The sequence below is a fragment of the Agrococcus phoenicis genome, from assembly GCF_047302415.1.
Taxonomy (GTDB): domain Bacteria; phylum Actinomycetota; class Actinomycetes; order Actinomycetales; family Microbacteriaceae; genus Agrococcus.
On sequence record NZ_CP154854.1, the window covers coordinates 890,676 to 914,654 of the forward strand.

At 72.2% G+C, this 23,979-nt stretch carries 21 protein-coding genes and 4 tRNA genes; 15 read left to right on the forward strand and 10 right to left on the reverse strand.

Translation table 11 applies throughout. From position 1 onward, the window contains the following. Positions 1-2 precede the first annotated feature (2 nt). The 3 genes from dxs (at position 3) to AA0Z99_RS04325 (ending at position 3,306) form a co-directional block, all read left to right on the forward strand. Positions 3-1,979, forward strand: a complete 1,977-nt coding sequence (dxs, locus tag AA0Z99_RS04315; RefSeq protein ID WP_413319791.1) for a 1-deoxy-D-xylulose-5-phosphate synthase — start codon at positions 3-5, stop codon at positions 1,977-1,979. 64 nt (positions 1,980-2,043) lie between these two features. Beyond that, positions 2,044-2,451 carry a hypothetical protein gene (locus tag AA0Z99_RS04320; RefSeq protein WP_413319793.1) on the forward strand — a complete coding sequence of 136 codons (408 nt, stop codon included), beginning with the start codon at positions 2,044-2,046 and terminating at the stop codon, positions 2,449-2,451. A 54-nt stretch (positions 2,452-2,505) separates the two neighbouring features. Beyond that, positions 2,506-3,306 (forward strand): NAD(P)H-hydrate dehydratase, encoded by an 801-nt coding sequence (locus AA0Z99_RS04325; protein ID WP_413319795.1) that lies wholly within the window; start codon positions 2,506-2,508, stop codon positions 3,304-3,306. A 24-nt stretch (positions 3,307-3,330) separates the two neighbouring features. On the opposite strand, the gene AA0Z99_RS04330 is transcribed toward AA0Z99_RS04325, so the two are convergent. From AA0Z99_RS04330 to AA0Z99_RS04350, 5 genes are all read right to left on the reverse strand, one after another. Then, positions 3,331-4,866, reverse strand: a complete 1,536-nt coding sequence (locus AA0Z99_RS04330) for a methyltransferase (protein WP_413319797.1) — start codon at positions 4,864-4,866, stop codon at positions 3,331-3,333. A gap of 40 nt (positions 4,867-4,906) precedes the next feature. Continuing rightward, positions 4,907-7,048 (reverse strand): 3-hydroxyacyl-CoA dehydrogenase NAD-binding domain-containing protein, encoded by a 2,142-nt coding sequence (locus tag AA0Z99_RS04335; protein ID WP_413319799.1) that lies wholly within the window; start codon positions 7,046-7,048, stop codon positions 4,907-4,909. Further along, on the reverse strand, positions 7,045-8,253 hold the full coding sequence (locus tag AA0Z99_RS04340) for a thiolase family protein (RefSeq protein ID WP_413320762.1): 1,209 nt from the start codon (positions 8,251-8,253) through the stop codon (positions 7,045-7,047). The genes AA0Z99_RS04335 and AA0Z99_RS04340 overlap by 4 nt, the downstream gene beginning before the upstream one ends. Positions 8,254-8,326: 73 nt before the next feature. After that, positions 8,327-9,505, reverse strand: a complete 1,179-nt coding sequence (locus AA0Z99_RS04345) for a ribonuclease D (protein WP_413320764.1) — start codon at positions 9,503-9,505, stop codon at positions 8,327-8,329. A 100-nt stretch (positions 9,506-9,605) separates the two neighbouring features. Further along, entirely contained in the window at positions 9,606-10,202 is a 597-nt protein-coding gene (locus AA0Z99_RS04350; protein ID WP_413319801.1) for a DUF3000 domain-containing protein, read from the reverse strand. A gap of 25 nt (positions 10,203-10,227) precedes the next feature. On the opposite strand from AA0Z99_RS04350, the gene AA0Z99_RS04355 reads away from it, so the two are divergent. Continuing rightward, complete coding sequence (locus AA0Z99_RS04355) at positions 10,228-11,463, forward strand: alpha/beta hydrolase family protein (protein WP_413320766.1); 1,236 nt, start codon at positions 10,228-10,230, stop codon at positions 11,461-11,463. 33 nt (positions 11,464-11,496) lie between these two features. Here the strand turns inward: AA0Z99_RS04355 and AA0Z99_RS04360 are convergent, their stop codons facing one another. Continuing rightward, positions 11,497-11,943 (reverse strand): SufE family protein, encoded by a 447-nt coding sequence (locus tag AA0Z99_RS04360; protein ID WP_413319803.1) that lies wholly within the window; start codon positions 11,941-11,943, stop codon positions 11,497-11,499. Then, a complete protein-coding gene (locus AA0Z99_RS04365) occupies positions 11,940-12,830 on the reverse strand; it encodes a sulfurtransferase (RefSeq protein ID WP_413319805.1) in 891 nt (296 codons plus the stop codon). The genes AA0Z99_RS04360 and AA0Z99_RS04365 overlap by 4 nt, the downstream gene beginning before the upstream one ends. A gap of 161 nt (positions 12,831-12,991) precedes the next feature. On the opposite strand from AA0Z99_RS04365, the gene zapE reads away from it, so the two are divergent. Further along, complete coding sequence (gene zapE / locus AA0Z99_RS04370; RefSeq protein WP_413319807.1) at positions 12,992-13,993, forward strand: cell division protein ZapE; 1,002 nt, start codon at positions 12,992-12,994, stop codon at positions 13,991-13,993. Between the two features lie 31 nt (positions 13,994-14,024). Here the strand turns inward: zapE and AA0Z99_RS04375 are convergent, their stop codons facing one another. Then, on the reverse strand, positions 14,025-15,233 hold the full coding sequence (locus tag AA0Z99_RS04375) for a Na+/H+ antiporter NhaA (protein ID WP_413319809.1): 1,209 nt from the start codon (positions 15,231-15,233) through the stop codon (positions 14,025-14,027). Positions 15,234-15,412: 179 nt separating this feature from the next. Between AA0Z99_RS04375 and AA0Z99_RS04380 the strand changes: the two genes are divergently transcribed. Together AA0Z99_RS04380 and AA0Z99_RS04385 are read left to right on the forward strand one after the other, a co-directional pair. Then, complete coding sequence (locus AA0Z99_RS04380; RefSeq protein WP_413320768.1) at positions 15,413-16,639, forward strand: ammonium transporter; 1,227 nt, start codon at positions 15,413-15,415, stop codon at positions 16,637-16,639. A gap of 116 nt (positions 16,640-16,755) precedes the next feature. Continuing rightward, positions 16,756-17,256, forward strand: a complete 501-nt coding sequence (locus tag AA0Z99_RS04385; RefSeq protein ID WP_413319811.1) for a hypothetical protein — start codon at positions 16,756-16,758, stop codon at positions 17,254-17,256. Between the two features lie 148 nt (positions 17,257-17,404). On the opposite strand, the gene AA0Z99_RS04390 is transcribed toward AA0Z99_RS04385, so the two are convergent. Beyond that, positions 17,405-17,480 (reverse strand) — tRNA-Val (locus AA0Z99_RS04390). 157 nt (positions 17,481-17,637) lie between these two features. On the opposite strand from AA0Z99_RS04390, the gene AA0Z99_RS04395 reads away from it, so the two are divergent. The 3 genes from AA0Z99_RS04395 to AA0Z99_RS04405 all read left to right on the forward strand — a co-directional run bounded on the left by AA0Z99_RS04395 (position 17,638) and on the right by AA0Z99_RS04405 (position 17,906). Continuing rightward, a tRNA-Gly gene (locus AA0Z99_RS04395) sits at positions 17,638-17,709 on the forward strand. A gap of 37 nt (positions 17,710-17,746) precedes the next feature. Next, positions 17,747-17,817, forward strand: a tRNA-Cys gene (locus AA0Z99_RS04400). A 14-nt stretch (positions 17,818-17,831) separates the two neighbouring features. Continuing rightward, positions 17,832-17,906 (forward strand) — tRNA-Val (locus tag AA0Z99_RS04405). A gap of 37 nt (positions 17,907-17,943) precedes the next feature. Here the strand turns inward: AA0Z99_RS04405 and AA0Z99_RS04410 are convergent. Beyond that, complete coding sequence (locus AA0Z99_RS04410; protein WP_413319813.1) at positions 17,944-18,186, reverse strand: hypothetical protein; 243 nt, start codon at positions 18,184-18,186, stop codon at positions 17,944-17,946. 88 nt (positions 18,187-18,274) lie between these two features. On the opposite strand from AA0Z99_RS04410, the gene AA0Z99_RS04415 reads away from it, so the two are divergent. From AA0Z99_RS04415 to pdxT, 5 genes are all read left to right on the forward strand, one after another. Continuing rightward, a complete protein-coding gene (locus AA0Z99_RS04415; protein WP_413319815.1) occupies positions 18,275-19,738 on the forward strand; it encodes a protein adenylyltransferase SelO in 1,464 nt (487 codons plus the stop codon). Positions 19,739-19,832: 94 nt separating this feature from the next. Further along, the gene (thrS, locus tag AA0Z99_RS04420) at positions 19,833-21,758 is read left to right on the forward strand and encodes a threonine--tRNA ligase (protein ID WP_413320770.1); all 1,926 of its coding nucleotides are present in this window, start codon (positions 19,833-19,835) and stop codon (positions 21,756-21,758) included. 152 nt (positions 21,759-21,910) lie between these two features. Then, positions 21,911-22,429 (forward strand): HIT family protein, encoded by a 519-nt coding sequence (locus AA0Z99_RS04425; protein ID WP_413320772.1) that lies wholly within the window; start codon positions 21,911-21,913, stop codon positions 22,427-22,429. 43 nt (positions 22,430-22,472) lie between these two features. Continuing rightward, positions 22,473-23,363 (forward strand): pyridoxal 5'-phosphate synthase lyase subunit PdxS, encoded by an 891-nt coding sequence (gene pdxS, locus AA0Z99_RS04430; protein WP_413319817.1) that lies wholly within the window; start codon positions 22,473-22,475, stop codon positions 23,361-23,363. 2 nt (positions 23,364-23,365) lie between these two features. Further along, positions 23,366-23,977, forward strand: a complete 612-nt coding sequence (gene pdxT, locus AA0Z99_RS04435) for a pyridoxal 5'-phosphate synthase glutaminase subunit PdxT (protein ID WP_413319819.1) — start codon at positions 23,366-23,368, stop codon at positions 23,975-23,977. Positions 23,978-23,979: the final 2 nt, after the last annotated feature.

Here is a 23,979-nt window from a genome sequence, read left to right on the forward strand (position 1 = left end):
TCATGGCGATCCTCGATCAGATCACGGGCCCCCGGGACCTCGACCGGCTCTCACCGGCAGCGCTCACCGAGCTGGCAGCCGAGATCCGCGCGTTCCTGATCCGCGAGGTCTCCCGCACCGGAGGCCACCTCGGACCCAACCTCGGCGTGGTCGAGCTCACCATGGCGATGCACCGGGTCTTCGACTCGCCGCAGGACGCCTTCGTGTTCGACACGGGCCATCAGTCCTACGTGCACAAGCTGCTCACCGGGCGCAAGGACTTCTCGCGCCTGCGGCAGCGCGGCGGCCTCGCCGGCTACCCGCAGCGCGCCGAGAGCGAGCACGACATCGTCGAGTCGAGCCACGCCTCCTCGTCGCTGTCGTGGGCCGACGGCATCAGCCGCGCGTTCGACATCACCGGGCAGCACGACCGCTCCGTCGTGGCCGTGGTGGGGGACGGCGCGCTGACGGGAGGCATGACGTGGGAGGCGCTCAACAACATCTCCGACGACAACCGCCGCCGTCTCGTCATCGTCGTGAACGACAACGGCCGCTCCTACGCGCCCACGATCGGTGGCATGGCGCGGTTCCTCAACGGCATCCGCACCCAGCAGTCCTACCGCACGCTGCGAGGCACCTCCGAGCGCTTCTTCTCGCGGCTGGGGCACCCTGGCCGAGCGGTCTACCGCGGCGTGCGCGGGGCGACGCACGGCTTCCTCTCGCGCTTCGTCAACAACGAGGCCCTCTACTCGAACCTCGACATCAAGTACCTCGGCCCGGTCGACGGCCACGACCTGAGCGCGCTGCAGGAGGTGCTGACGCAGGCCCGCGACTACGGCTCGCCCGTCATCGTGCACGTCATCACGCAGAAGGGGCAGGGCTTCGACCCGGCGATCAACGACGAGGCCGATCAGTTCCACGCCGTCGGCCAGATCGATCCCGAGACGGGCGAGGCGATCGCCAGCGCCGGGCGCCCCTCCTGGACCTCGGTGTTCGCGGACGAGCTGGTCTCGCTCGCGCGCGCCGACGAGCGCATCGTCGGCATCACCGCCGCGATGCTGCGACCCACCGGCCTCGACCGGCTGGCGGCGCTCGACCCCTCTCGCGTGCTCGACGTGGGCATCGCCGAGCAGCATGCGGTCACGACCGCGGCCGGGCTCTCCTACGGCGGCCTGCATCCCGTGGTCGCCATCTACGCGACCTTCATCAACCGCGCGTTCGACCAGGTGCTGATGGATGTGGCGCTGCACCGCGCGGGGGTGACCTTCGTGCTCGACCGCGCCGGTGTCACCGGCCCCGACGGCCCGAGCCACCACGGCATGTGGGATCTCGCCCTGCTGCAGTTCGTGCCCGGCATCCGGCTGGCCGCGCCCCGCGACGCGGCACGCCTCGAGGAGGAGCTGCGCGAGGCCGTGGCCGTCTACGACGCCCCCACCGTCATCCGCTACCCGAAGGGCTCGGTGCCCAACCAGCTCGACGCCGTCCGCCGCACCGAGGACGGGGTCGACGTGCTCCTCGAGGCTCCGCACCGCGACGTGCTCATCGTCGCGATCGGCTCGTTCGCGCACCTCGCCATGGACGTCGCGCAGCGGGTGCAGGCGCAGGGCATCGGCGTCACCGTCGTGGACCCGCGCTGGGTCGTGCCCGTCGCGGCCTCGATCATCGAGCTCGCGAGCCAGCACCGGATCGTCATCACCCTCGAGGACGGCGTGCGGGTCGGCGGCATCGGCACGCGGGTGCGCCAGGATCTCCGTGCCGCGGGCGTCGACACGCCCGTCGACGAGCTCGGGCTGCCTGACGCGTTCATCGATCACGCCGAGCGCGGCGAGATCCTCGACGACGCAGGGCTCTCTGCGCAGGTCATCGCGCGCAACATCGTGCAGCAGGTGCTCGGGACGGGGCGCGTCCCGGTCGCACGGCCCGTTCCCGGGGAGCAGGAGCTGCGGCTCGATCCCCGGGAGGCCGACGGCGAGGCAGCGCAGCACTCCGCCAACGACTGACGCTCTCCACAGCCGGCGACCTTCGCAGCGCGCAGACCGCGGCGGATGCGGTTGCCTGCGACCCATGGACGACAAGACATCGCGCGCGCACCGCGCAGACCAGGGCACGGGCGACTCACCCGACGATGAGCTCCTCGACGAGATCGCCGCGCTCGTGCAGCACGGCATCGTGCCACGGCTGTGGATCTTCATCGTCGGGGCCGACGGCTCGCTGCGGCGCGACCTGCAGCAGATCGACGGCATCCCGGTCTCGCCGGATGCGCACGCCGTGCTGGCGCTGCGCGGCATCATCGGCTTCCTGCTCGAGGAGGACGAGGCTGTCGTCTGCGTCATCGAGCGGCCCGCGGGCGCCGAGCCGAGCCCCGACGACTGGGCGTGGCACGACGCCATCGTCGCCGCTGCCCGCGGCCTCCCCGGAGCGCTGCGCGGGGTGCTGCTCGCGCACCGCGCAGGGGTCGCGTCGATGGGATGAGCGGGGCAGCGCGCCAGGGACGGGAGGGCGAACCTCGCCGCGTACGCTGGCGGCATGACCTGGCTGCGCTCGCCCGATGCCCACGACGACAAGCGCTCCATGGGCGTGCTGGGCGTCGTGACGGGATCGGCGCGCTACCCGGGCGCCGCGGTGCTCGGCGTGGAGGCGGCGTGGCGGACGGGCATCGGCTACGTGCGGCTCTGGGCACCGCGACGCGTGCAGGATCTCGTGCTCGCGCGGCGACCGGAGACCGTGTGCCACGCGCTCGACGAGGCGCCGTCGGGCGTCGATGCCTGGCTGCTCGGCTCCGGGCAGGACCCGCGCGAGCGTGATCGGGCGCTGCGCTCCCTCCTGCTCGAGGCGCTGGGCGGGGGAGCGCCGTGCGTCGTCGATGCCGGAGCGCTCGACCTCGTCGCCGGCCACGCGGGGCCGGCCGTCCTGACCCCCCACGACGGTGAGCTCGCGCGACTGCTCGGCATCGACCGGGATGCGCTCGACGATCGCACCGCAGCTGCATCACGCGCGGCTGCGACGCTCGATGCGGTCGTGGTCGCCAAGGGAGCCCCCACCCGGGTCGCCGCGCCCGGCGGCACCGCGGCATCCGTCGACGCCCGCACCCATCGGCTTGCGACCGCGGGCACCGGTGACGTGCTGGGCGGCGTGCTCGGGGCGCTCGTCGCCGCCAATGCGGGAGCGGCCGCGGACCCGGCAGCGCTCGCGTCCATCAGCGCAGATGCCGTGCGGCTGCACGGAGAGGCGGCGGCACTCGCCGCGGCAGGCGATCGGCCCATCACTGCGCTCGACGTGGCCGAGCACCTGCCGCAAGCGATCGCCGAGCGGAGGCGCCGGCGCTGAGCCCCAGGTCCGGCGCAGCGCGCGTCACTGCTCGCTGACCCCCCGGAGGAAGCCGGTCACCACCAGCTCGCGCACGCGCGGCAGGAGATCGGCGGTCAGAACGTCGGCGTCGACCTCCAGCAGGCCGGCGATCGCGGCGATCAGCCGGCCGATCGCGAGCTCGCCGTCGCACGCACCTACGAGTCCGGCCAGCGCGGTGTCGACCGACAGCGTCCTGCCGAGCGCACCACCCTGGCGCAGCTCGATGACGGTCGGGCCCGCAGCGCCCGGCAGCTGGTGCCGCACCTCCGTCACATCCGGCGACACCACGAGGTGCGTTGCCGCGAGCGCGTCGTCGTCCAGCGCCGTCAGTGCTGCGGCATCGGCGAAGGCGGCTGCCAGGTGCGACCCGACGTGCTCGAGCTGCACGGCGTGGCCGATGCGCTCGAAGCGCTCCAGGCTCGCGACGCCGCTGCGACGGCGCAGGGCGAGCCAGCCCATGCCGATCTCCCGCACCCCGCGGGTCTCGAAGTCGTCGAGCCAGGCGTCGAGCAGCCGGTCGTGCTCCGGATCGCGCGGCAGCGTGCCCCCATCGCGCAGCCACAGCTCCGCGTAGCCGGCAGGGCTCAGCGACTCGCGCTCGATGGCCCACACATCCATGCCCGCGCCGCTCGGCGTCGCGCTCGGCTCCGCGCACCACCGGCGCACCCGCTCGAGGCCCGTGGCGTCGCCGATCGACTCCCAGTTGCCCAGCAGCCGCGCCTGCCCACCGACCTCCAGGTGGTCCACCATGCCCGCGACCACCGCACCCATGATCGCGTCGCCCGACGCTCCGCCGTCGCGGTACTCGTAGGCGGGCACGCCCTCGGCACGCGGGGTGATGACGAAGGGCGGGTTCGAGGCGATGAGGTCGAATCGCTCTCCCGCCACCGGTTCGAAGAGGGAGCCCTGGCGCAGCTCGATGCCGTCGACGTCGTTCAGCGCGATGGTCAGCTCTGCGAACCACAGCGCGCGCTCCGAGATGTCGGTGGCGACGACGCGCTCGGCGATGCGGCGCAGGTGCAGTGCGACGATGCCGCAACCGGTGCCCAGATCCAGTGCGCGCTCGTGCGGAGCATCGGGGAGGAGCCTCGCGAGCGTGCGCGCGGCCCCGCCCACGCCGAGCACGTGGTCGGGTCGCAGCGGCCAGACGCCCGCGAGCTCGTCGAGGTCGCTGACGATCCACCAGCTGCCCTCACCGCGGGCGTCGGCATAGGCGTGCGGACGGATCGTCAGCAGCGGTGCGACCGCGTCGCCGCGGCGCTCGAGGACACCGAGGGATACCGCGCCGTCGACGCCCAGCTGCGGCAGCGCCTCCTCCATCGCGGCGGCGTCGACGGCGTCGCCGAGCCAGAGCGACCGCACGAGCGTCGACAGCGCGCCGGGCCGTCGCCGTGCCGCCCGGCGAGCGGGCTGCGCGCTCATGCGGGCGAGCGCAGTCGTGGCGCCCTCGCCCAGGAGCGCTGCGACGCCCCCGCTCGTGAACCTCGCGGCTGCGAGATCACGGGCGAGGGCGTCGATGTGGGTGCGGTCGAGCATCATGCCAGTCTGCCCGACCCGGCACGCCGCGCCGTCTGCGCGATCAGGCCTTGGGGCCGGCGATCTGCGGATCGTGGAACGTGCCGCCGAACGCGCGCTGCGAGGCGCTCGAGCGGTCGAGGTAGGGCGTGATGCCGCCCATCTGGAACGGCCAGCCGGCGCCGAGGATCATGCAGAGGTCGATGTCCTCCGCCGCCTCCACCACGCCGTCGTCGAGCATCCGCTTGATCTCGTCCGCCAGGCCATCCTCGATGCGCAGGCGCAGCTCGTCGGCCGACAGCGGCACCGCGGCGCTGGGCGTGTGCTTCGCGACGATCCTGCGAGCCCGCTTGTCGATGCCCTTGACCTCGCCCTTGCCGTCCTTCTCGAGCAGGATGCCCTGCTCGGCCAGCTCGTGGAGCGCCTTCGACTCGAAGAAGCGCTCCGGGAAGGCGGCGTGGTGCGTGTCCAGCACGTGCGCGCCCACCTTGAGCCCGACGAGGTCGAGCAGCACGAACGGATCCATCGGGAAGCCGAAGGCACGCTGCGCCTCGACGACGTCCTCGAACGCGGCGCCCTGCTCGACGGCGTGCATCGCCTCGCCGAGCAGCTTGGCGAGGATGCGGTTGACGACGAAGCCGGGCGTGTCGCGAGTGATGACGGCGGTCTTCTTCAGCTCCTTGGCGACGCGCATGGCGGTCGCGAGCGTTGCATCGTCGGTCGAGGGGGTCTTCACGACCTCGATGAGCGGCATCACCGCGACGGGGTTGAAGAAGTGGAAGCCGACGAGCCGCTCCGGATGCTCGAGGGCCGACGCCATGGCCTCGATCGACAGGCCGGAGGTGTTGGTCGCCAGCACCGCCTCGGGACTCAGGTGCGGCTCGACCTCGCGGAAGACCTGCTGCTTGACGCCGAGCTCCTCGAAGACGGCCTCGATCACCCAGTCGCAGTCGGCGAAGTCGGCCTTGTCGATCGTGCCGGTGATGAGCGCGCGGAGCCGGTGCTGCTCGTCGGTCGAGATGCGACCCTTGTCGGCGAGCTTGTCGATCTCGCCGTGGATGCCGGCCACGGCTGCGTCGACGCGCCCCTGGTCGAGGTCGGTGATGACCACGGGCACCTGCAGCCGGCGCACGAACAGCAGCGCGAACTGGCTCGCCATGAGCCCGGCGCCGATGATGCCGACCTTCGAGACGGGCTTCGCGAGCGCCTTGTCCGGTGCGCCCGCAGGGCGCTTCGCGCGCTTCTGCACGAGGTCGAAGGCGTAGATCGACGCGACGAACTGATCGCCCGGGATCAGCTCGGCGAGCGCGGCGTCCTCCGCGGCGAAGCCGGCGGCACGATCGTTCTTGCGCGCGAGCTCCATGATGTCGAGCGCGCGGTAGGGCGCGACCGGCACGGTGCCCAGCTTCTTCTCGAGCGTGTCGCGAGCGATCTTCAGCGCGATCGGCCACTTGACCGTGCGCTCGAGCGTGCCGGGCGCGTGCGGGCGCTCGACCTTCTTGCCGCCGAGCACCTCGTCGGCCCATCGGAGCGACGCCTCGAGGTAGTTCGCGGGCCCGAAGATCGCATCGGCGATGCCGAGCTCGAAGGCCTCCTGCGGCTTGAGCACGCGATTCTGCTTCAGCGGGTTCTCGATCACGACCTTGAGCGCGCGCTCGATGCCGATCAGGTTCGGCAGGATCGTGGCACCGCCCCAGCCGGGCACGAGTCCGAGGAACGTCTCCGGCAGCGCGACCGCGGGTGCCGCGGTGCTGATCGTGCGGTAGTCGGCGTTCAGCGCGATCTCGAGCCCGCCGCCGAGCGCGAGCCCGTTGATGAAGACGAAGGTCGGCACCGGTGCCTGGTGCAGCAGCCCGAGCGCTCGGTGGCCGAGCTTGGGGAGCTCGGCGGCGGTGGCGCGGTCGGGGAGCGCGGTCACGTTCGAGAGGTCGGCGCCGGCAGCCAGGAAGTAGGGCTTGCCGGTGACGGCGATCGCGTCGATCTCGCCCTTCGAGGCGCGCGAGCGCTGCTGCTCGAGCACGTCGCCGTACTCGAACAGCGTCGCCGGGCCGAGCGTCGACGGGCGCGTGTGGTCCCGGCCGTTGTCCAGCGTCACGAGCGCGATCGTCCGCCCGGAGGCCAGTCGCACGTCGCGCACGAGGCTGTGCGTCACGACCTCGTCGAACTCGGCTGCTGCCAGCAGCGGGAACTCGTCGCGGAGGCTCATCGGTTGCCCTTTCCGTAGCGCTTGTGGTGGGGGTTCTCCCAGATGACGGTGCCGCCCTGGCCGAGCCCGACGCACATCGCCGTCACGCCGTAGCGCACATCCGGACGCTGCTCGAACTGGCGAGCCAGCTGCAGCATGAGTCGCACGCCCGAGGATGCGAGCGGGTGGCCGATGGCGATCGCGCCGCCCCACGGGTTGATGCGCGCGTCGTCGTCGTCGAGGCCGAAGTGGTCGGTGAAGGACAGGATCTGCACGGCGAAGGCCTCGTTGAGCTCGAAGAGCCCGATGTCCTCGATCGACAGCCCGGCCTTGCGGAGCGCCTTCTCGGTCGAGGGCACCGGTCCGATGCCCATGATGTCGGGGTCGACGCCCGCGAAGGCGAACGACACCATGCGCATCTTCGTCGAGAGGCCGAGCTCCTTGGCGGCGGAGGAGGAGGCGACGATCGACATCGTCGCGCCGTCGTTGAGGCCGGATGCGTTGCCGGCGGTCACGCGCCCGTGGTCGCGGAAGGGCGTCTTCAGGCCGGCCAGGCCCTCCATCGTCGTCGAGGGTCGAGGCGCCTCGTCGGCGGTGGCCAGGCCCCAGCCCGACTCGGACTGCGTCGCCACGGGGATGAGGTCGGCGTCGATGTGGCCGGCGGCGAGCGCCGCGGCGTACTTCTGCTGCGACCGCATCGCGTAGCGGTCGGCGCGCTCCTTGGTGAGGTGCGGGAAGCGGTCGTGGATGCGCTCGGCGGTCTTGCCCATGTTGAGGGCGTCCATCGAGACGAGCTTCTCGGCGACGAAGCGGGGGTTCGGGTCGGCGTCGAGCCCCATCGGGTGGCGGCCCATGTGCTCGACGCCGCCGGCGATCGCGACGTCGTAGGCACCGAAGGCGATGCCGCCTCCGACCGCGGTGACGGCGGTCATCGCGCCGGCGCACATGCGGTCGATCGCGTAGCCGGGCACCGACACGGGCAGGCCGGCGAGCATGCCGACCGTGCGGCCGAGCGTCAGGCCCTGGTCGCCCGTCTGCGTCGTGGCGGCGATCGCCACCTCATCGATGCGCTCGAGCGGCAGGCTCGGGTTCCGCTCCAGCAGACCCGTCAGCGCCTTGACCGCCAGGTCGTCAGCACGGGTGCTCCAGTACATGCCCTTCTCGCCCGCGCGCCCGAATGGGGTGCGGACGCCGTCCACGAACACGACGTCGTCGTTGGCCACGATGCCTCCTGATTGGGGTGGTTGCGGCACCAGTGTAGGAACGGTGCGCCGACGGCGGCCCGGCGGTTGCCGCTTCCTACGAGTCAGGCTCCGAGGGCTCCGCGGGCGCTTGGTCTGCCTCTACAAACGCGGCCGCGATCCTCTGTGCGGTCGCCGCAACCTGCCACGCGCGCGCATCGCGCTCGCGCAGCACGCGCGCCACGCCTTCCGGGGTGGGCTCGGTCGGCTCCCACGCCACCCGCCGCAGCGTGTCGGGCATCAGCACGTTCTCCGCCGGCATCGAGAGCTCGGATGCGACCTGCTGCACCACGGCGCGGGCGGCCTTCAGGCGGGCGTCCGCTGCGGGGCGACGCGCCTTCCAGAAGCGCGGGGGCGGCGGTTCGTCGGAGCGCACGCGCAGCTGGGGGAGATCCTCTGCGCTGCGGCCGCGCTCGATCGCCGACCACCACCGGTCGAGCTCGCTGCGGCTCGCGCGACCCGAGAAGTCGCGACGCGCAGCGAGCCGGCTCTTGGACTCGAGGTCCGCGGTCGCGGCAGCGAGCAGCGAGCGATCCGGCACCAGCCGGCCGGGGGCGGTGTCGGTCGAGCTCGCGAGCTCGTCGCGCGCGAGCCACAGCGCACGGGCGACCGACAGCTGGCGACGGTCGCGGATGGTGTGGATGCCGGAGAGGCGACGCCAGGGCTCCTCCGCTGGCGGCTTCGGCGAGCGCTCGAGGGCATAGGCGAACTCCTCCTCGGCGAGCTCCTCCTTGCCCTGCGCACGCAGCTCCGCCGCCAGCGCGTCCCGCGCATCCGGCAGCACCTCGACGTCCAAGGCGGCGTACTCGAGCCACGGCTCGGGGATCGGCCGGGTCGACCAGTCGCTCGCGCCGTGCTCCTTGCGCAGCCGCAGGCCGACGAGCCGCTCGGTGACGGCGGCGAGGCCGACGCGCTCGAATCCCGCGAGCCGAGCGCCGAGCTCGGTGTCGAACAGGCGGGCCGGTTCGAGGCCCACCTCGCGCAGGCACGGGAGATCCTGGCTCGCGGCGTGGATGATCCACTCCTCGCCGCCGATCGCCTCCTGCAGCACCGAGAGGTCGTCGAGCGCGGTGGGATCCACCAGCACCGTGCCTGCGCCGCGGCGATGCAGCTGCACGAGGTAGGCGCGTGCCGAGTAGCGGAAGCCGTTCGCGCGCTCCGCGTCGACCGCGACGGGGCCGGTGCCGGCGGCCAGGCGCTCAGCAGCGCGTGCGAGCGCGTCGGGATCCACGATCACGTCGAGCGGGCCCTGCGCCCGGGCGAGCGGCAGCTCCGGCTCGGATGCGGCAGGGTCGTGCGCGTCTGCGCCGCTCGCAGCGCGCGCTGCGCCCCGCACGTCAGCCACGGGTCCGCCGGTGGGCGTCGAGGCCGGTCGCCCCCGGCTGCACCGAGAGACCGGCGATGGCGCAGAGCATGTCCGTCCAGGCGGTGAGGTGCGCGCCGAAGTCGCGGCCGGTCGGCGTCCAGGAGGCGCGCAGCTCGATCTGCGCGCCATCGCCCTGCGCCGCCAGCTCGCCGAACCCGCTGGAGAGGATCTTCGTCGCCGTGCCCGACTCCGAGTGGTACTCGGCGCCGCGCTGCTCGAGCGCCTCGATCAGGTAGGTCCAGGTCACCTCGGCCAAGAACTCGTCGGCCGCGATCTCGCGATCCTGCGAGGCCTGCGTGAAGCTGACGACGCGGAACTCGCCGCCCCACGCCTCCGGCTCCTCGGGGTCGTGCATGAGGATGAAGCGGCCGGTGCCGATGTCGGAGTCGCGACCGTGCGCGGGCACGCCCACGTCTGCGGCGATGGCGAAGGAGTGCGGGGCGATGCGCCCGGGCGCCGGGATCTCGCGCACCGAGAGCTCGCTGCGCAGCTCTGCCCTGCGCAGCTGCTCGACGGCAGCGCGGAACGCCTCCGGCTCGGGGGCGGGTGCTGCACTGCTCGTGTCCACCTCGAAAGACTACGATTCGAGCGTGATGCACGGAGCGAGGCGCGCCGCCGCTGTTGGCCGGCGAGCGGCACGGACAGCGCCGACGAGATCATCGGGCGGTGGGCCGCCCCAGGGCCTCTCGGCGCTGACGCGCCCGGCGCTCATCGCCGGCGGGGTGGCCGTCGCGGGCGCAGCGGTCGCCGTCACCGGCCTCTCCGCGGTGCTCGCCTCGATGCTGGTCACGCCACCGCGATCACCCCTCGACGACATCCGGATCCTCGGCCTCGGCGACGACACCGTGCGCCTCGGGCTCACGCCCGACACCGTGCTGCCGGGCACCTACGCGCTGTGGGTGGGGCGGCGGATCGCGGTGCTCGGCGCCGTGGTCTCGCAGGATGCCGACGGCGTCACGCGCTCGATCGACGCGCCCGCCCGCGCGCTGCTCGAGGGCGCGGCGACCGCCCGCTGGTCGGGCTACGCGATCTTCGAGCCCGAGCAGGTGGCGGATGCGGTGGAGGCGGTCGAGGTCGGCACCGAGCTCGGGCCCGCGCCCGCCTGGATCATGGGCGACCAGGAGGCGACGACGTGGTGCGTGCAGGTGCACGGCCGGGGCGTGACCAGGCACGAGACGCTGCGGGCCGCGCCGATCTACCTGCAGCGCGGCATCCCGGTGCTGGCGGCGTCGTACCGCAACGACACCGAGGCCCCGCCGAGCAGGCACAACCGGTACCGGTTGGGGCTCGACGAGTGGCGGGACATCGACGACGCCATCGGCCTCGCCGTCGCGCGGGGCGCCGAGCGCATCGTGCTGCACGGGTGGTCGATGGGCGGGCAGATCGCGCTGCAGGTCGCCAGGCGCTCGCGCCACCGTCGACGCATCGCGGGCGTCGTGCTCGACTCGCCGGTCGTCGGCTGGCGCCCGACCCTGCTGCTGCAGGTCGCGCTCGTCAAGATGCCGGCCTGGCTCGTCGACACCGCGGTGGGGCTGCTCGAGTCGCCCGCGGCGGTGCTGAGCGGTGGCCGGAGCCTCGACTTCGACGAGCTCGACAACGTGCTGCACGCCGACGCGCTGTCGCAGCCGATCCTGCTGCTGCACTCCGCTGACGATGGCTACGTGCCGCCGGATGCCTCGCGGGAGCTCGCGGCGGCGCGGCCGGACCTGGTGGAGTACCACGAGTGGCGGCGGGCGCGGCACACCAAGCTCTGGAACCTCGATCGTGCGCGCTACGAGACCGAGGTGGGCGACTGGCTGGATGCGCGCGGGATCGGCGCGTTCGGGTAGGGGCCCGAGACGCGTGCCGCCCGCAGCCGCCGCTCAGTCGGCGGGGGCGGCGTGCGCGCGGATCTGGCGCTGGATGCGCCCGAGCATGCCGACCATGCCGCGCAGGCGCAGCGGCGAGACGACCCGGTCGAGGCCGAGCTCGCGAGGGAAGTCGGTCGGCACGGCGAGGGCCGCCTCCACCGATGCGCCTTCGAGGCCGTGGGCCAGGATCGAGGCGAAGCCCCGCGTGGTCGGCGCCTCCTCGGGCGCGGTCGCGTGCACGTGCACGGCGCCGCCCTCCGCGGCATCGTCGACCTCGACGAAGAGGAAGACGGGCGACTGGCACTCGGCGACGCGCTCGAGCAGGTCGGGGTGCTCGGCGTAGCGCTGCGGCAGCTGCGGCAGCTCGTCGGAGAACTCGAGCAGCAGCTGCAGGCGATCCTGCTCTGCCATCGCGTGGAAGTCGGCGACCGTCTGCTGGAGCGCGGGGGTTAGCGTCATCGGGTCGGGGCCTCTCCGGGCTCGGCGCCGACGGCGATCGGCACGCCGACGAGCGAGCCCCACTCCGTCCAGGAGCCGTCGTAGTTGCGCACGCCGGGGAGCCCGAGGAGGTGGGTGAGCACGAACCAGGTGTGGCTGGAGCGCTCTCCGATGCGGCAGTAGGCGATCACGTCGTCCGCCCCGCGGAGGCCGGCGCCGTCGAGGTAGATCGCCTCCAGCTCGGCGCGCGAGCGGAAGGTGCCGTCCTCGTTCGCGGCCCGGCCCCACGGCACGCTCGCCGCCGTCGGGATGTGCCCGGCTCGCAGCGCACCCTCCTCGGGGTAGGCGGGCGCCGTCGTGCGCTCGCCCGAGTACTCCTCCGGGCTGCGGACATCCACGAGCGGCTTGCCGAGGTGCGCGAGCACGTCGTCGCGGAAGGCGCGGAGCGTCGAGTCGTCGCGCTCGACGACCGGGTAGTCGACCGACTCGCGCACGGGGGCCTCGCGGGTGACCTCCCGGCCCTCGGCGATCCACAGGTCTCGGCCGCCGTCCATGATGCGCGTGCGGTCGTGGCCGTAGAGGGCGAAGACCCAGAGCGCGTAGGTGGCCCACCAGTTCGCCTTGTCGCCGTAGAGCACGACCGTGGTGTCGCGACCGATGCCCTTCGAGCCGAGCAGGGACGCGAAGGCCTCGGGGGAGAGGTAGTCGCGCTGCACGGGATCGTTGAGATCGGTGTGCCAGTCGATCTTCACGGCGCCGGGGATGTGCCCGACCTCGTACAGCAGGACGTCCTCGTCGGACTCCACGATCACGACGTCGGGATCGTCGAGGTGCGCGGCGACCCACTCGGTGGTGACGACGCGGTGCGGTGCGGCGTACTCGCTGATCCGGGTCTCGGTGTCGGTCACGGTTCCTCCTTCTGCTCGGCTGCACGATGGCTGCTGCGCTGCGGCGCCGAGGCTGCTGACGGGCGGCGTGCGGCGTGCCGCCTCAAGTAGGCTCATCGGGGCGAACGCCATCCTCCCATCGAATCTTCCGCGCGAGACGCTCGTGCAGCCAAGGAGCCCGCATGCCAGCACCGATCTCGCTCGTCGAGCGCAGCCCAGAGGTGAGCGCAGAGCAGATCGTGGCGAGCCTGGCGCCGCCGCCGCAGTTCGACAGCGCCACGTTCGACTCCTATCGGCCGGACCCCGCGCATCCGTCGCAGGCAGAGGCGCTGGAGCGCATGCAGGAGCTCGTCGAGGCCTGGACGGCTCCCAAGCGCGGCGGCCTCTTCAGGAAGAAGGCGCCGGAGGTGAAGCCCGGCATCTACCTGGACGGCGGCTTCGGCGTCGGCAAGACGCACCTGCTCGCATCGCTCTGGAAGGCGATGCCGGGGCCGAAGCGCTTCGGCACCTTCATCGAGTACACGGCGCTGGTGGGGGCGCTCGGCTACGCCGAGACCGTGCGGCAGCTGCAGGGCTCGCGCATCATCTGCATCGACGAGTTCGAGCTCGACGACCCGGGCGACACGATGGTGATGACCCGGCTGCTCGGCGAGCTCGTCGCCGGCGGCACCAAGCTCGCAGCGACGAGCAACACCCCGCCGAACGCCCTCGGCGAGGGTCGCTTCGCCGCCGCCGACTTCCTGCGGGAGATCCAGGCGATCGCCGACCGGTTCCAGATCATGCGCATCGACGGCGACGACTACCGCCAGCGCGACATCACCGGCAGCGCCCCGACCGTCGCCGCCGAGGAGCTCGAGCCCGCGATGGAGGCGATCGACGGCACTGTGGCGCTCGATGACTTCGAGGCGCTCGTCTCGCACCTCTCGCAGGTGCACCCGTCGCGCTACGTCGGCCTGGTGCGGGGCGTGGATGCGCTCGGCCTGCGCGGCGTGCGCACCTTGACGGACCAGAACGACGCCCTGCGGTTCGTCGCGCTCGTCGACCGGCTGTACGACGCGCAGGTGGTGATCCGGTCGAGCGGCACCACCTTGTCGGAGGTCTTCAGCGAGGAGATGCTGGGCGGCGGCTATCGCAAGAAGTACCTGCGCGCGATCTCGCGCCTCGTCGCGCTCGCGAACGAGTAGCGGGCGCGCTCACCCCTCCGCGCGGGCGCGCTCACCCCTCCGCGTCGGTGCGGCGCAGGTACTCGGCAGCGTCTTGCGCCTCCACCGCCTCCGTGTCGACCGGCGGGTAGCGCCGGCTGAGCAGCCAGATGTAGACGGCGCCGAGCACCGCGGCGATGAGCGAGCCGGTGAGCACGCCGAGCGTGCCCTCGACGATGAGCTCCTCCGCCGTGCGGTGGGCGAGCTCGTTCATGAGCAGCGACACGGTGAAGCCGATGCCGGCGAGCAGGCTGATGCCGATCAGCTCCGGCAGGCGCACGCGCTCGGCCTTCGGCACGCGCAGCGCGGTCTGGCCGATGAGTCCCGCGATCGTGACGCCGAAGAGCTTGCCGACGGGGAGCGCGATCACGATCGCCCAGAACACCGGGCTGAGCTCGCCGATGCCGACCTGGGGGATGGCGACCGAGGCGCTCGTGAAGGCGAACAGCGGCAGCACGATGCCGTTCGTCAGCGGTTCGAGCTTCTCGCGCGCCGACTCCGCGGGAGCGGGTGCGAGCACGAGCCCGAGCAGCACCCCGGCGATCGTGGCGTGGATGCCGCTCGAGGCGACGAGCCACCACGTGACGGCGGCGACCACCACGAGCGCGATGCGCAGCGGCCAGCTGCCCCGCTTGCCGCGGTAGACGCGCCCGAGCATCCAGAACGCCGCGATGCCGACCGCGGCGACGCCGAGGTGGGGCAGCGAGACCGACTCGGTGAAGAACACGGCGATGAAGAAGATGCCGATCAGGTCGTCGATGACGGCGAGCGCCAGCAGCAGCGCTCGCACGCTGGAGGGCAGGCGGCGGCCGAACAGCGCGAGCACGCCGAGCGCGAAGGCGATGTCGGTCGCGGTCGGGATCGGCCAGCCCTGCGCGCCATCGGCCCCGGCGACGTTGAAGTAGATGATGGCCGGCAGCGCGACGCCGCCGAGCGCGGCGATGGTCGGCACCGCCGCCTTCGACACGGAGTTGAGGTCGCCCTGCGTGAACTCGTACCGCAGCTCCACCGCCACGACGAAGAAGAAGATGACGAGCAGGCCGTCGGTGACCCAGTGCGCCGCCGAGAGGTCGAGGCCGAAGATCGTGAAGGGCAGGTGCGCGTGCTTGAGGTCGTCGAGCGCCGGGCCGAGCCCCGTGTTCGCGATCACGAGGCCGACGATGGCGGCGCCCAGCAGGAGCATCGCCGAGACTTGCGGGTTCCGGATCCACGACAGCTTCATGGGGCCATCCTCCCACCGGGAAGGATGCCGCTCGCGCCGCGGGCAACACGCGCGAAACACGACGGCCGCATCCGTAACCGCCTCGAAACGATCGAGGCACCGCTGGCGAAACCGGCGCGGAGGATGCTCGGCGTATCACCGCAGGTCGACACCCCCAAGGAGCACCCCCCATGCCCGAAATCGATGCAGGCAGCATGGCCTTCGGCGTCGTCGCGACAGCGCTCGTGCTGTTCATGACGCCAGGCCTCGCGTTCTTCTACGGGGGCCTCGTGCGCTCGAAGAGCGTGATCAGCATGATGATGATGTCGTTCGGGGCCATCGGCCTCGTGGGCACGCTGTGGATCCTCTACGGCTACAACATGGCGGCCGTCGAGTCACCGCTGGCCTTCTCGGGCAACCCCTTCAGCGACTTCGGCCTCGCCGCGATGGCTGCGGGCGAGAGCGCGAACACCGACTTCATCGGCGTCGCCTACGGCTCGACCTTCGCGATCATCACCGTCGCCCTGATCTCGGGCTCGATCGCCGACCGCGCCAAGTTCGGCTCCTGGATGCTCTTCGCGGGTGTGTTCGCGACCCTCGGCTACTTCCCGATCGCCGCGTGGGTCTGGGGCGGCGGCTGGGCGTACTCGCTCGGCGAGCTGCTCGGCCTGCCCGACGTCATCGACTACGCCGGCGGCACGGCCGTCCACATCAACGCCGGTGCCGCTGCGCTCGCGCTGACCTTCGTGCTCGGCAAGCGCCACGGCTTCACGAAGGGCGCGCACAAGCCGCACAACGTGCCGTTCGTGATCCTCGGCGCCAGCATCCTGTGGTTCGGCTGGTTCGGGTTCAACGTCGGCGCCGAGTGGCTGAACGGCCTCGGCAACGCCGGGCTCATCACGCTGAACACCATCGGTGCCACGGCGGCCTCGATCTGCGCCTGGCTGCTGGTCGAGAAGCTGAAGGACGGCAAGCCCACCTCGGTCGGCGCTGCCTCCGGTGCCGTGGCCGGGCTCGTCGCGATCACCCCGGCCTGCGCCAACCTCACGCCCGGCTGGGCGCTGCTGCTCGGTGCGCTCTCGGGTGCGATCTGCGCCATCGCCGTCGAGCTGAAGTTCAAGCTGGGCTACGACGACTCGCTCGACGTGGTGGGCATCCACCTCGTCGGCGGCATGCTCGGCACCGTGTACCTCGGCTTCTTCGCGACCGAGACCGGCCTGTTCCTCGGCGGCGGCGTCGGTCAGCTGATCGTGCAGGTGCTCGCCTCGGTCGGCGTCATGATCTTCGCCTTCGTGATCGCCTACGTGATCGGCTTCGCGATCCAGAAGACGATCGGCTTCCGCGTCACGGACGAGGACGAGCTCGCGGGCATCGACCAGATCGTGCACGGCGAAGAGGCGTACGAGTACGAGCTCGAGCGCTCCTGATCCTCGAGCGCCTCACGCACCACGAGGAGGGCCGGCTTCGCGCCGGCCCTCCTCGGCGTCGCACGGATGCGGCGCAGGGCATTGGCAGCACGCCCTCCGGGTGCGAGGGTGGACGCATGCGGAGCACGAGCGGTGCGGGGAGCGCGCGGTCATCGAACGGCAGGAGCCTGCTCCTCGGCGTGGCGGGCGGCATGCGATCGCTGACGCCGCTCGCGGCGGTGGTGCTCGCATCGCGCTCGGCCGGCCACGACGCCGACTGGCGGCGATGGCCCGTGCTGCGGCATCGCTCGGGACGCGCGCTCGTGGTGATCGGGGCTGCGGCCGAGCTCGTCGGAGACAAGCTGCCGGCCACGCCGTCGCGGCTGACGCCGCCGGCGCTCGTGGGGCGCGTCGCGGCAGCCGCGCTGGCGGGAGCCGCGCTGGCGACGAGCGCAGGCGAGGCCCGATCGGTGCGGCGCGGTGCCGCGATCGCGGCGGTCGGTGCGGTCATCGGGGCGTTCGGCGGCCTCTGGGCTCGCAGTGCCGTGTCCGAGGCGTCGGGCGCACCGGATCCCGCCATCGCCGTGCTCGAGGACGTCGCCGCGATCGCGATCGCCAGGTGGGCGACGGCCGGCTGAGGGCTGCCGTCGCGCGCTCTCGAGCGGCTCGCGTGCCGCTCGAGCGCTGCGCGGAGGCGTGCGCAGCGCGCTCACCCCATCGGGAGGCGCCCCGGCGACGCGCGCTGCGCAGCACGAAGGGCCGGGATCCCGTGATCCCGGCCCTCGCTGGTGGGCGATGCGGGACTCGAACCCACGACCTCTTCCGTGTGAAGGAAGCGCGCTACCAACTGCGCCAATCGCCCGTCTCGCCGCGGAGCGTCGCTCCGTGCGGACCGCACAAGTCTGCCACATCTCTCGGGCTCGTCGTGACACGACCGAGCCGTGCAGCGTCGGCGCGGGTCGATTTGGCACGGGCCCGATGCATGGGTATAGTCATTCGAGTGCTCAGCGATGAGCCCCGCGGATGTGGCGCAGTGGTAGCGCATCACCTTGCCAAGGTGAGGGTCGCGAGTTCGAATCTCGTCATCCGCTCGACAGCAATGTCATGAGAGTCAATCTCACACCACCTGGTGGGGTGGCCGAGTGGTGAGGCAGCGGCCTGCAAAGCCGTCTACGCGGGTTCGAATCCCGTCTCCACCTCGAGCACACCGCACGGGCGATTGGCGCAGCGGTAGCGCGCTTCCCTGACACGGAAGAGGTCACTGGTTCGAACCCAGTATCGCCCACCACGAAGCCCCCGGTCCTGCCGGGGGCTTGTTCGTGCCGTCAGCGGGTGCGCGCCCAGACGCCCTCGACCAGGCCGAACTCGACCCATCCGCCGCCCGCCGTCTTGCCGGGGAGCCGCACGGAGCTGAGCGCCCTGCCCGCGCGGACGAGCGCGGTGCTGACCTCGCGCCGCGCCGCCCACCGCCGCAGCTCGAGCGGATCGGGGCCGCAGGCGCGGAGCTCCGCGAGGACCTGGGCGATGTCGGCGGCGGTGTAGACGGAGTGCTGCGTGGGATGGTCCATCTCCGAAGCGTAGGGCCGCGGAGCCCGCCACGCGTGGATCGGGCGCCGACCCGTGCACAACGTGGGGTACAGGCGCTAGCCTCGCGATGTGCCGGACTCCGCATCGACGATCGCGCTCGACAGCCGCTTCGCCCGCGAGCTCCCGGAGCTGGCCGTACCCTGGCAGGGGGCGCCGGCACCGACACCGTCGCTGCTGGTGCTGAACGCGCAGCTCGCGACCGAGCTCGGGATCGACCCCGAGCGCCTCCGGAGCCCCGAGGGCATCGGACTGCTCCTGGGCACCGCGGTGCCCGAAGGTGCCTCGCCCGTCGCGCAGGTCTATGCCGGGCACCAGTTCGGGGGCTACTCGCCGATCCTCGGCGACGGGCGTGCGCTGCTGCTCGGCGAGCTCTCCGACGGCCAGGGAGGCCTGCTCGACCTGCACCTCAAGGGAGCGGGCCGGACCCCGCTCTCGCGCGGAGGCGACGGGCTCGCCGCCGTCGGCCCGATGCTGCGAGAGTACGTGATCAGCGAAGCGATGCACGCGCTCGGCATCCCGACGACGCGCTCGCTGGCCGTCCTGTCGACCGGGCGCGAGGTGCGCCGGGAGGAGCCGCTGCCGGGCGCCGTGCTGGCACGCCTCGCGCGCAGCCACCTGCGGGTCGGCAGCTTCCAGTACGCCAGGGCGACCGGCGACCTGGCGCTCCTGCGCCGACTCGCCGACCACGCGATCGACCGCCACGCGCCCGCCGCGGCGGACGCCGAGCATCCGCACCTGGCGCTGCTGGGCTCGGTCATCGGAGCGCATGCCGAGCTGGTGGCGCGCTGGATGCTCGTCGGCTTCGTGCACGGCGTCATGAACACCGACAACGCGACGATCTCCGGCGAGACCATCGACTACGGCCCGTGCGCGTTCATGGAGGGGTACGACCCGGCCACCGTGTTCAGCTCGATCGATGCGCAGGGCCGCTACGCCTACGGCAACCAGCCCGGCATCGCGCACTGGAACCTCGCGCGGTTCGCCGAGACCGTGCTGCCGCTGCTCGCCGAGGAGCAGGAGGAGGCCGTCGCCATCGCGACGGCGGCGCTCGACGGCTTCCCCGGGCGATACCGCGCCGCGTGGCTCGCGGGCATGCGCAGGAAGCTCGGCCTCTCGGACGCGATCGACGACCGCGCGGTCGCGGAGGTCGCGGATGGCTTCGTCGCGCTGCTGGCGTCGGAGCGCACCGACCTCACGTCCGCGTTCCGCGCGCTCGGCTCGGCCGCTCGTGGGCGGCCGGACGCGGTCCGGGACCTGTTCCTCCACCGGGATGCCTACGACGCCTGGGCGGCCGGGTGGCTGGCGCTGGCTCCGGACCCCGCTGCGATGGATGCTGCGAACCCCGCGTACGTACCGCGGAACCACCTCGTCGAGGAGGCGCTCGCCGCCGCGACCGAGGGGGAGCTGGATCCGTTCGCGCGCCTCGTCGAGGTCGTGACGCGGCCGTTCGACGAGCGCGAGGGGCTGGAGCGCTACGCAGCACCGAGCCCGGAGCGCGGCTTCCGCTCCTACCGCACGTTCTGCGGCACCTGAGCGCTCCCTCCGGGCGCCGGCAGCGCCCGAGCGCGCCTACGATGGTCGAGTGACCACCGGATTCGACCTCTTCACCGACCGTGCCATCGTCGCCATGCGCGTCGACGGCGAGCTGCAGGACCTCGCGCGCGAGGTGAGCGAGACGCAGACCGTCGAATCGGGGCGCGTCGAGCCGGTGACGATCGACAGCGCCGACGGCCTCGACATCCTGCGCCACTCCGCGGCGCACGTGCTCGCGCAGGCGGTGCAGCGCGTCAACCCGGAGGCGCGGCTCGGCATCGGTCCGCCGGTGCAGGACGGCTTCTACTACGACTTCGACGTCGCCGAGGCGCTCTCGAGCGACGACCTGAAGGCGCTCGAGAAGGAGATGCAGCGCATCGTCAAGGCCGGCCAGCGCTTCGTGCGCCGCGTCGTCACCGACGACGAGGCCCGCGCAGAGCTGGCCGACGAGCCCTACAAGCTCGAGCTGATCGGCCTGAAGGGCGGCGCCGACAAGGCCGCTGAGGGAGCCTCGGTCGAGGTGGGCGCCGGCGAGCTGACGATCTACGACAACGTCGACCCGAAGACGGGGGAGGTGCAGTGGAAGGACCTGTGCCGCGGCCCGCACCTGCCCTCCACTCGCCTCATCGGCAACGGCTTCGCGCTCACGCGCGTCGCCGGCGCCTACTGGCGCGGCAAGACCGACCTGCCCCAGCTGCAGCGCATCTACGGCACCGCCTGGCCCTCGAAGGACGAGCTGCGCGCCTACCAGCAGCGACTCGAGGAGGCCGCGAAGCGCGACCACCGCAAGCTCGGTCGCGAGCTCGACCTCTTCTCCTTCCCAGAGGAGATCGGCAGCGGCCTCTCGGTGTGGCATCCGCGCGGCGCCATCGCGCGCGGCGAGATGGAGCAGCACGCGCGCAAGCGCCACATCGAGCAGGGCTACAGCTACGTCTACACGCCGCACATCACGAAGCAGGACCTCTTCGTGACCTCGAACCACCTGGTGACCTACGCGGACGGCATCTGGCCGCCGATCACCATGGACGAGGAGCGCGACGCCGACGGCACCATCACGAAGCCGGGCACCGACTACTACCTGAAGCCCATGAACTGCCCGATGCACATCCTGATCTACAAGGAGCGCACCCGCAGCTACCGCGACCTGCCGCTGCGGCTGGCGGAGAACGGCACGGTCTACCGCAACGAGCTCTCCGGCGCGCTGCACGGGCTGACCCGCGTGCGCGGCTTCACGCAGGACGACGCGCACCTGTTCGTCACCCCCGAGCAGCTCGAGGAGGAGACCACGAAGGTCCTCGAGTTCGTGCTGTCGCTGCTGAGCGACTTCGGCCTGACCGACTTCCGCCTCGAGCTTTCGATGCGCGACGACGAGAAGGAGAAGTGGATCGGCGACGAGGCCATCTGGGAGACGGCCACGGATGCGCTGCGGCGCGTCGCGCGCGCCTCCGGGCTCGATGTCATCGAGGAGCCGGGCGAGGCCGCGTTCTACGGCCCGAAGATCGACCTGAAGGTCACCGACGCGATCGGCCGGTCCTGGCAGCTGTCGACCGTGCAGCTCGACTTCAACCTGCCGGAGCGCTTCGAGCTCGAGTACACGGCGCCCGACGGCTCGAAGCAGCGCCCCATCATGATCCACCGCGCGCTCTTCGGCTCGATCGAGCGCTTCTTCGCGATCCTGCTCGAGCACTACGCCGGCGCCTTCCCCGTCTGGCTGGCGCCCGTGCAGGTCGTCGCGGTGCCGGTCGCCGATGACTTCGCCCCCTACCTCGAGGAGGTCGCGGCGAAGCTGCGCGCCAAGGGCGTGCGCATCGACGTCGACCGCTCCGACGAGCGCATGCAGAAGAAGATCCGCACGCACACGCTCGCGAAGGTGCCCTTCCAGCTCATCGCCGGCGCCACCGACCGCGAGGCGGGCAGCGTCTCGTTCCGCTTCCGCGACGGCACGCAGGACAACGGCGTGCCCGTCGACGAGGCGATCGCGCGCATCCTCGAGGCCATCGAGACCAAGGCCCACGTGTGAGCGACCTCGGCCATCGTCGCGGCGACGACCCCGCGCGCGACGAGCCGGCGGAGCGGGCAGCGATCCACCGCGACTCGCTGCCCGGCTTCACGCCGGCGCCGGAGCAGGATCCGCCGCTGGTCGCCGAGCACGCCTGGGGCGCGCCGACGCAGATGTCGAGCGAGCTGGCGGGGGTGCCCGATCACTTCCAGCGGCTCTGGACCCCGTACCGGATGGTCTACATCCAGCAGGGGCAGATGCCCGACCAGGAGGCGTGCCCCTTCTGCCGAGCGCCGGAGCTGAGCGACGACCAGGGGCTGATCGTGGCGCGGGGCGAGACGTGCTTCGTGCTGCTGAACCTCTACCCCTACAACACCGGCCACATGATGGTCTGCCCCTACCGGCACGTCGGGATGTACGACCAGGCGACCACCGAGGAGGTCGCCGAGATGGCCGTGCTCACGCAGACGGCGATGCGCGTGCTCTCGCAGGTGACCCAGTGCCAGGGCTTCAACATCGGCATGAACCAGGGCCGCATCGCCGGCGCCGGCATCGCCGACCACCTGCACCAGCACATCGTGCCGCGCTGGAGCCTCGACTCGAACTTCTTCCCGATCATCGCGAAGACGAAGGCGCTGCCCGTCCTCCTGGAGGACATGCGGCGCGACATCCAAGCGGCCTGGCCGGCCTGACACGACGTCGCGCCCTCGGGCACGACCAGAAGAGAGACGCACCATGACAGCTCCCACCACCGGCTCCGCGCGCGTGAAGCGCGGCCTCGCAGAGATGCTGAAGGGCGGCGTCATCATGGACGTCGTCACCCCCGAGCAGGCCCGCATCGCCGAGGATGCCGGAGCCGTGGCCGTGATGGCCCTCGAGCGCGTGCCCGCGGACATCCGCGCGCAGGGCGGCGTCGCCCGCATGTCCGACCCGGACCTGATCGACGCGATCAAGGCGGAGGTCTCGATCCCCGTGATGGCGAAGGCGCGCATCGGCCACTTCGTCGAGGCGCAGGTGCTCGAGGCGCTCGAGGTCGACTACATCGACGAGTCCGAGGTGCTCAGCCCCGCCGACTACGTCAACCACATCGACAAGTGGCCCTTCACGGTGCCGTTCGTGTGCGGCGCCACGAACCTGGGGGAGGCGCTCCGGCGCATCACCGAGGGCGCGGCGATGATCCGCTCCAAGGGCGAGGCCGGCACCGGCGACGTGTCCGAGGCGACGAAGCACATCCGCACCATCTCCGGGGAGATCCGACGACTGCAGACGCTCGCGAAGGACGAGCTCTACGTCGCGGCGAAGGAGCTGCAGGCGCCCTACGAGCTCGTCGCAGAGGTCGCCGAGCGCGGTTCGCTGCCCGTCGTGCTCTTCACCGCCGGGGGTGTCGCGACGCCGGCCGATGCCGCGCTCATGATGCAGCTCGGAGCGGACGGCGTCTTCGTCGGCTCCGGCATCTTCAAGGCGGGCGAGCCAGAGCGACGCGCCGCCGCGATCGTGCGGGCGACCGCCGCCTTCGACGATCCGAAGGCGATCGCGGATGCCTCCAGGGGGCTGGGAGAGGCGATGGTCGGCATCAACGTCGCCGACCTGCCGGCGCCGCACCGCCTGGCCGACCGCGGCTGGTAGCCGTGGCGGGACGCGGCCGCAGCGCCGCCCGCGTCGGCGTGCTCGCGCTGCAGGGCGACGTGCGCGAGCACGCGCGCGCGCTCGAGGCGCTGGGTGCGGACGTGGTGCTGGTGCGCTCGCCGGCGCAGCTGGCCAGCGTGGACGGGCTCGTGCTGCCGGGAGGCGAGTCGAGCGTGATCGACACGCTCGCCCGTGCCTTCGGCCTGCGCGAGCCGATCGTGGAGCGGGTGGCTGCGGGGATGCCCGCGTTCGGGACGTGCGCCGGGCTGATCCTGCTCGCCGACCGGATCCTGGATGGCCTGCCGACGCAGCTGAGCTTCGGCGGCCTCGACGTCGACGTGCGGCGCAACGCCTTCGGCAGCCAGGTCGACTCCTTCGAGGCCGTGCTCGACGCGCCCGCGCTGGGGGAGGCGCCGCTGCGCGCCACCTTCATCCGCGCCCCCGTGGTCGAGCGCATCGGTGCGCAGGTCCAGGTCCTCGCCAGGGTCGATGGGCGGGTCGTGGCGGTCGAGCAGGGCGCGCTGCTCGGCACGGCGTTCCACCCCGAGGTCGACGGCGAGCTGCGATTCCACCGCCGCTTCCTCGAGCGCGTCGGTCGCGTCACCGGTGCGTGATC